Raw genomic sequence first — 7,791 nt, forward strand, 5'->3', positions numbered from 1 at the left:
ATTAAGGGTAATGAGCAGGTTAGGTTAGCCGCTTCGTTAATAGAAGAAAGTGAAGCGCTCAACTATATCGGCTTTGCTGAAGGCGGCGATATCTTTCGTTCCTATGCAGATGTTATCGTTTGTGATGGCTTTGTTGGCAATGTGGCGCTAAAAAGTGCCGAGGGTGCTGCCAAAATTCTGCTTTCCGGTATAAAAGACTTTTTCAAAGAGTCATGGTACCGGAAGTTGCTGGGTCGTCTCATGCTGCCTTTGCTGGCAAAGACATTGAAGCAGCTAGACCCAGACACTCACAATGGGGCCATCTTCCTTGGTCTGCAAGGCGTTTTGGTTAAAAGTCACGGGCATGCTAATGCGAAGTCTTTTGAGCAAGCGATTGATCTTGCCTATAAAGAGGCGGAAGCTAATCTGCCGGAGCTGATTAATAGCGAGCTGGAAAAGGTTTTGCTATAGCGCTGGTCTTGGTGGCTATGCGTCGCTAATTATTTGAATATCCAAGTCAAACTATCTAAAAGGTGAATTTTGTGACAACTGTCTTTATGTTTCCCGGTCAAGGTTCTCAGTCAATTGGAATGATGTCAGATCTCTTGGCGCAGTCAGAATTAGCAGTAAAAACCTTTACTGAAGCGTCTGAAGCAATTGGAGAGGATCTTCAAGATATTGCGCTAAATGGGCCTGAAGATAAGATCAACCAGACGGAAATTACTCAGCCTATTGTATTAACGGCAAGTGTTGCGATGTGGCGTACCTGGATAGAAAACTCTGACATCCGTCCAGACTATGTGTGTGGGCATAGCTTGGGTGAATATACGGCCTTGATCGCTAGCGGCGTACTGGATTTTGAAGAGACGGTTAAGCTCGTTAACCTTCGTGGTAAGCTTATGCAGGGAGCGGTTCCTCTAGGTGAGGGCGGTATGGTTGCTCTTTTGGGGCTTGATGATGATAAAGCTAAAGAGGCTTGTAAAGAGGCAGCCCAAGGGCAAGTTGTTGCGCCGGCAAACTTTAACTCTCCTGGTCAGATCGTCATATCGGGTGCGACCGATGCGCTGGACCGGGCGATGGCTATCGCAAAAGAAAAAGGCGCTCGTCGTACTGCGAAGCTTCCTGTAAGTGTTCCTTGCCATTGTGACTTGTTACAGCCTGCAGGTGAAGAGTTGGCAAATGCAATGTCGAAACTGACATTTAAAGAACCCGGTATTCCTATTGTGCAAAATGTGAATGCTCAGGTAGCCACAAACCTGGAAGAGCTAAAGACAAATTTATTGGCTCATTTGCATAGCCCCGTACTTTGGTCACAATCGGTCACTAAGCTGATTGAGCTAGGTGCCGACACTTTCGTTGAATGTGGTCCTGGTAAGGTGCTAGCGGGCTTAAATAAACGAATTGATAAAACGGTTAACACGATGGCTATGTCAGACGTGAGTAGTCTTGAAAAAGTAGTTTCCGGTTTATCAGATTAAACATGCTGTATAGGGTGCGCGGTGCGCACCAAGTTAAAATACCAAAATAAAGAACAGGAAAATGGCAATGGAAAAGAAGGTGGCGTTAGTCACGGGCGCAAGCCGTGGAATAGGTCAGGCGATTGCTAAAGAGTTGGCCATGGATGAGTCCTTAACGGTTATTGGTACTGCCACAACAGAAGATGGTGCCTCGTCAATTTCGCATTATTTCTCAAAGTGGGGCTTGGACGGTGACGGCATTAAGATGGATGTGTCAGACCCAGAGTCGGTCACAGAAGGCATCAAACAGGTCACTCAAGCTTATGGTCCGCCTTTGATCGTTGTAAATAACGCCGGCATTACCCGTGATGGTTTGTTGATGCGTATGAAAGAAGAAGATTGGGATAATGTCTTGAACACCAACTTGAGCTCGATTTACAGAGTCTCAAAGGCAGCGCTCCGAGGCATGACTAAGGCGCGCTGGGGACGAATTATTAACGTTAGCTCTGTTGTTGCGCAAATGGGCAATGCAGGCCAGGCAAACTATTGTGCTGCCAAGGCAGGCATAGAGGGCTTTAGCCGCTCTTTGGCAAAAGAGATTAGTGGGCGAGGCATTACAGTTAACTCAGTGGCTCCGGGTTTCATTGAGACGAGCATGACAGAAGAGCTTTCCGATACCGTAAAAGCGAGTATGTTGGCGACAATACCGATGCAGCGCTTGGGGCAGCCCGAAGAAGTGGCTTCGGTAGTAGGGTTTTTGGCATCTCAGCAAGCAAGTTATATTACTGGTGAAACGATCCATGTAAACGGTGGGATGTTTATGGGCTAAAACGGGAATATCCCGAATTTGTCCTGTTGTTATTCCGGTAGCATCTCGAATTTGTCCTGTTGTTATTCCGGTAGTACCCCGAATCAGTCTTTTCGTCATCCCGGTAGTGTTTGAGCCGGGAGCCATAAGGTTAAGACTTGGATGGATTCCCTCTCAAAATACTGCGTGAATGAGGGTAGGGTATGGTGGTTCCCATGTATTTGGCCGAAATACTATTTTTTGGTGGCCTGATTGAGATCAAAGAGTGATGTTTTGCTGCTTGTCTCTATCATTGCTTTGATCTAGACTACATCGCCATGAATAAATGAAGCAGACAATAGCTAGGTAATTAAGTACGAAGCTGTTTTTAAACTGAAATATTTCAGAGATAGAATGCTTGTCAGCTTGATCTATATTAATGAGAGGAAATTATGAGTACTGTAGAAGAGCGTGTTAAGAAAATCGTATGTGAACAACTAGGTGTTAAAGATTCAGAAGTCCAAAATACTTCTTCTTTTGTTGAAGACTTAGGTGCAGATTCTCTTGATACTGTTGAATTGGTAATGGCTTTGGAAGAGGAATTTGAAACTGAAATTCCTGATGAAGAAGCTGAAAAGCTTTCTACAGTCCAGGAAGCTATCGACTTCATTATTGCTAACCAGTAATAGAAGTTCATAAAAAGAACCGTCCTTTGTGAAATCTCTGGGCGGTTTTTTTTTGTTTGTTTAGGTCGATATTTAAAAGTTAGAGGCAAGGTATGTCAAAAAGACGAGTGGTAGTCACAGGGATGGGGATGCTTTCTCCGCTTGGTAATAGCGTGTCTGAGTCGTGGAATGCAGCGCTTGAAGGGAAGAGCGGCATATCAAATATTTCTCGCTTTGATACTGAGAACTTTAACGTCAAAATTGGCGGGCAGATTTCGGACCTGGAAGTGAATGATTATATTGACCGTAAAGAAGCGCGTCGCATGGATATCTTCATGCAGTACGGCCTGATTGCAGGTATGCAGGCAGTAAAAGATGCATCTTTAGAAGACTTGGATTCAGATCAGAAAAAGCGGATTGGTGTTGCCTTTGGTTCTGGAATCGGAGGAATTGAAACCATTGAGACTGTACGTGATACCTACGTGAAATCAGGGCCTCGTAAAGTTTCTCCCTTTTTTGTACCCAGCTCTATTATCAATATGATTGCCGGGAATATCGCGATTAAATATGGCTTTAAAGGCCCAAATATAGCGGTAGTCACAGCTTGTACTACGGGCACTCATAACATTGGTTACGCAGCAAGAACGATTGCCTATGGTGATGCCGATGTGATGATAGCCGGTGGTGCTGAAATGGCGACAACACCAATTGCTGTTGCAGGTTTTAGCAATGCTAAGGCATTGTCTTCCAATGACCGACCTGCTGAAGAAGTCAGCCGCCCTTGGGATAAAGGTCGAGACGGGTTTGTACTATCTGATGGCGCAGGTGCACTGGTTTTGGAAGAGTTGGAGCACGCAAAAGCGCGTGGTGCAACAATCTATGCTGAGCTAACCGGCTTTGGTATGAGTGATGATGCCTTCCATATTACTTCGCCTATTGAAGATGGTTCAGGCGCAAGAACCGCTATGGAAAATGCTATCAACGATGCAGGAATAGAACCAGAATCGATTGATTATATTAATGCTCACGGCACCTCAACTCCGCTTGGTGATGTGGCAGAATGCAAAGCGATCAAAGACCTGTTTAAAGAACATTCTAGCTCTTTGCTTGTTAGTTCAACCAAGTCAATGACTGGTCACTTGTTAGGGGCTGCTGGCGCGATTGAGGCAATCTTTTCTGTAAAAGCTATCACTGATCAAGTAGCGCCACCAACGATTAACCTCGATGAGCCTGAAGAAGGGTGTGATTTGGATTTCGTGGCACATACTGCCAGGAAAGCTCCGATAAAAGCTGCTCTATCGAACTCCTTTGGTTTTGGCGGTACTAATGGCACTTTAATCTTTCAGGCCTTGGAAGATTAGAAATGAAAACGCGAGCTCACTTAACCTTAGTCAATGAGCTTGAGACCTCGGCAATCGATATCGCTGATCGGGGCCTTGCCTACGGAGATGGTTTATTTGAAACGCTTAGAGTGGTCGATGGAAAAATTCCTCTTCTAAGTTATCATCTGGAACGATTTAAACGTGGCACTAAGGCGCTTGATTTAGGTGAAACTGAAATGCTTGCTGGTAAGTTTGAGCGTTATGTTGGCTTGGCTTTGAAAGACCTGACTAAAGCCGCTCACCTTAAGCGAGCGATAATCAAAGTGATTCTTACGCGTGGACAAGGTGGTCGAGGTTATGCGCCACCCGATGAGCCGGAACTAAACTTTATCACACAAGTCTTTGAGTCTCCCGAATTTCCCGAGACAAACTCCGCCCAGGGAATTACTCTCCATTTATGTGACCATAAGCTCTCGCATCAGCCAGTTCTGGCAGGGATAAAACACCTCAATCGTCTAGATCAGGTGCTTGCTTCAAAGGATTTGGCTAAGTCAGGGTATGAAGAAGGCTTGATGTTGGACTACAAGAATAATGTGGTAGAAGGCACTAAAAGCAATCTACTCATTTTCACAGGCAAAGATATTATTACTCCGAATATATCGGGTGCCGGTGTGGCGGGTACTTTACGTCAATATCTACTCGATAACGCTGCTTTAACAGGGCTAGCGCTTCGTGAAGCGGAAATTAGTATCGAGGACTCAAAGTCTGCAGACGGTTTAGCTGTTATCAATAGTGTCTTTGGTCTTTGGCCAGTGAAAGAATTTGCTGGTAAGCGCTATGCAATACATAAAAATTGTGGAATCATTCAGTCTCATTTGAAGACTAGCTTTTCATATTAAATAACCTTTTTCGACATTAACTATCGTGCCTGCAAATCGCTCTTTTATCGCTCGTTTTATTCTGCTGCTTATTATTTTTGTGCTGATGCTCAGTGCCGGTATATATCGTTATTATCAATCTGAATTAGAGCGAGCAATAGCCTTTCCACGAGACGTTCTCGAAATAGAAATACCCAAAGGCAGTAGCTTCAACTCAGTGTTGAGGAACTTGATTGAAAAAGGGGCTGACATTAACCCCTGGGTCGCAAAGGTCTACGCAAAGCAAAATAAGCTTGCTAGTAAAATTAAAGCAGGTGAGTTCAGTCTACAAGGGCCTATGACGCTTCCTGCTATTTTTGAGTGGCTGACATCCAATAACCAGATTCGTTACCAGGTTCAGTTTATCGAAGGAACGAGCTACAGAGATGCCTTAAAGACCCTGGCGCTTCAAGAGAAGCTAAGTAAAACCTTGGAAGGGAAGAGCGATGATGAACTTATCCAGGCATTGAACTCTAAGAACGATATAAAGCACCTGGAAGGGCAGTTCTATCCTGATACTTATGCGTACCATAAAGGCGATACGGATCTATCAATCCTAAAGCGTGCTCATCAGCGTTTGCAGAACATTTTGCAAGAAGAATGGCAGGCTAGAGATAAAAGTACCGTATTGAAGGGCTCGTATGAAGCGCTTACCTTGGCTTCGATTGTGGAAAAAGAAACGGGAGCAGCACATGAGCGAACTGAAATCGCAGGTGTATTTAATAGGCGGCTGATTAAGGGAATGCGTCTACAAACGGACCCGACCGTCATCTATGGCTTAGGTGATCGCTATCAAGGCAATATCACCCGTAAGCACCTGAAAGAGCTGACGGCCTACAACACCTACCGAATAAAGGGCTTACCTCCTTCTCCTATCGCTTTAGTAGGGCGTAGTGCCATTCATGCAGCGCTGCACCCTAAAGAAGGCTCTAGCCTATATTTCGTCGCAAAAGGTGATGGCACTCATCAATTTTCAGCAACTATCGACGAGCATAACAATGCCGTTCGTAAGTACCAGTTAAGACGTCGCAAAGACTACCGTTCAAGCCAGTAAGGCTTGATTTCAGAGCAAGCTCAATTCCAAATAAGAAGGTACAGTGTGGACAAAGGTTTATTTATCACGATTGAAGGTGGCGAAGGCGTTGGCAAGTCTACCAACATCGCTTTTATTCAAGAAGCGTTAGCGTCAAAGGGAATTGAATCCATCATTACCCGAGAGCCTGGCGGAACGCATTTGGCCGAAGAGATTCGTGAAGTGCTCATTAAGAACCGGGAAGAAACAGTAGCGTCAGAAACCGAGTTACTTCTTATGTTTGCCGCACGCGCTCAGCACCTTCACCAAAAGATTTTACCTGCGTTGGAAAAAGGTGTTTGGGTGATTTCTGATCGTTTCACCGATGCAACTTATGCTTATCAATCTGGCGGGCGTGGTGTACCTTCTGAAAAAGTAGCCTTACTTGAAAACTTTGTTCAGGGAGACGTACGCCCAGACCTGACTCTTTTATTAGATGCTCCGATTGAAGTAGGCATGGCGCGTGCAAAAAATCGTGGTGCCCTAGATCGCTTTGAGGAAGAACAGGCAGAGTTTTTTAATAATGTTAGAGATAACTATTTAGCGCGTGCAGAAGCTGAGCCAAAGCGATTTAAAATAGTTGACGCAACACAAAGTTTGGAAGAGGTACAATCAAGTATTTCAGTCGTGCTTGAGAATATCCTGTAGGCAGAGCCTTCCATGGCTCGCAGGCGGGTTAGCACGGTGTAGATTCATATAAGGGATGGAACCCTCTGCCTACGTTCGATTGTTAAACACTATTCAATATCATTGCAACCACGATCACCTGTGGTACGGTTAGCAAAGGTAAATATAGTGCTGTCTTCCAAGACTTCATTGTGTCTTTTATTACCATCACTTCAGTGTAATCGGTCGCTACGCCTGTCATTAAAAATGCAAAGCTATTACCGGGGGCATTGGCTCGATTCATCAAGTCGGCCGCTATAGGGGTCGAGCCTTCGGAGCATACTTCAATGATTGTTGCTGCGATCAAGGTTGCTCCTAGACCAAGCAGCGTTGGCCCGAAGTAATTTTGGAAGTCCTCCAACGAAACGAAGCCTCTAATCGCTGACGCTAATAGAACACCAAATAACAACCAGCGGATCACCATTCTAGAACCGTTTAAGCCGCGCTTGCCGATATCAAGGGCTAGCGCTTGTGTCCATTCTACCGATGCAAATTTGGATTTAGCTTCACGCCAAAATTGAAAGTCTTCAGGCAAGTCATTCGCAACGCTATTTTGCGGAAGAGAGCCTTTCTGTTCTAGTCGATCAAACAACCAGCCGGTGGTAATTGCCAATACCATCGACAGGGCAATAAACAAGAGGGTCCATGGCAGCCCTATGAGTGCCACCATGATTATCGTCAGTGATAGTGAGTTCCAAGGGCTGGCAATAAGAAATGCCATGACTTGGCCGAGACTGGCACCTTTGCGCCTTAGCTCCATGCCGACCATTAGTATTCCGTGACTACATAAATCGAGTAGTACGCCTGCCAATGTCGCGCGCCACAGACCTTTGACGGTGCCTCCTTTTCCCAGAATCGAGATGATAAATTCCTGGGGTATACGACTTAACACACCGACAAAAGCAATGGCGAGCAGTATGCTCCAC

9 protein-coding genes are annotated in these 7,791 nt (G+C 45.2%); 8 read left to right on the top strand and 1 reads right to left on the bottom strand.

Features of this window, described 5'->3' with window-relative positions; all coding sequences use genetic code 11:
* From A3761_RS06495 to tmk, 8 genes are all read left to right on the top strand, one after another.
* Positions 1-450: phosphate acyltransferase PlsX (locus A3761_RS06495; protein WP_369808186.1), on the top strand; the 450-nt coding region annotated here is incomplete at its 5' end.
* Positions 451-536: 86 nt separating this feature from the next.
* Positions 537-1,457, top strand: a complete 921-nt coding sequence (gene fabD / locus A3761_RS06500) for an ACP S-malonyltransferase (protein ID WP_068553589.1) — start codon at positions 537-539, stop codon at positions 1,455-1,457.
* Between the two features lie 61 nt (positions 1,458-1,518).
* Positions 1,519-2,265, top strand: coding sequence for a 3-oxoacyl-ACP reductase FabG (gene fabG, locus A3761_RS06505; RefSeq protein WP_068506760.1), 747 nt, complete (start codon positions 1,519-1,521; stop codon positions 2,263-2,265).
* Positions 2,266-2,675: 410 nt separating this feature from the next.
* Positions 2,676-2,909 carry an acyl carrier protein gene (gene acpP, locus A3761_RS06510; RefSeq protein WP_068506755.1) on the top strand — a complete coding sequence of 78 codons (234 nt, stop codon included), beginning with the start codon at positions 2,676-2,678 and terminating at the stop codon, positions 2,907-2,909.
* Positions 2,910-3,001: 92 nt separating this feature from the next.
* Positions 3,002-4,249, top strand: coding sequence for a beta-ketoacyl-ACP synthase II (gene fabF, locus A3761_RS06515; RefSeq protein WP_068506753.1), 1,248 nt, complete (start codon positions 3,002-3,004; stop codon positions 4,247-4,249).
* A 2-nt stretch (positions 4,250-4,251) separates the two neighbouring features.
* A complete protein-coding gene (gene pabC / locus A3761_RS06520; protein ID WP_082865126.1) occupies positions 4,252-5,109 on the top strand; it encodes an aminodeoxychorismate lyase in 858 nt (285 codons plus the stop codon).
* 25 nt (positions 5,110-5,134) lie between these two features.
* Entirely contained in the window at positions 5,135-6,181 is a 1,047-nt protein-coding gene (gene mltG, locus A3761_RS06525) for an endolytic transglycosylase MltG (protein ID WP_082865125.1), read from the top strand.
* Between the two features lie 45 nt (positions 6,182-6,226).
* The gene (tmk, locus tag A3761_RS06530; RefSeq protein WP_068506751.1) at positions 6,227-6,847 is read left to right on the top strand and encodes a dTMP kinase; all 621 of its coding nucleotides are present in this window, start codon (positions 6,227-6,229) and stop codon (positions 6,845-6,847) included.
* A gap of 82 nt (positions 6,848-6,929) precedes the next feature.
* Here tmk and A3761_RS06535 read toward each other — a convergent pair.
* A partial coding sequence (locus A3761_RS06535) for a permease (protein ID WP_082870188.1) occupies positions 6,930-7,791 on the bottom strand: 862 nt, incomplete at its 5' end.

This window comes from Oleiphilus sp. HI0123 (genome assembly GCF_001635315.1).

Bases quoted from the DNA above. Each gene is read 5' to 3' on its own strand.
- fabF (WP_068506753.1), top strand. From the start codon at position 3,002: ATGTCAAAAAGACGAGTGGTAGTCACAGGGATGGGGATGCTTTCTCCG.
- fabG (WP_068506760.1), top strand. From the start codon at position 1,519: ATGGCAATGGAAAAGAAGGTGGCGTTAGTCACGGGCGCAAGCCGTGGA.
- acpP (WP_068506755.1), top strand. From the start codon at position 2,676: ATGAGTACTGTAGAAGAGCGTGTTAAGAAAATCGTATGTGAACAACTA.
- pabC (WP_082865126.1), top strand. From the start codon at position 4,252: ATGAAAACGCGAGCTCACTTAACCTTAGTCAATGAGCTTGAGACCTCG.
- fabD (WP_068553589.1), top strand. From the start codon at position 537: ATGTTTCCCGGTCAAGGTTCTCAGTCAATTGGAATGATGTCAGATCTC.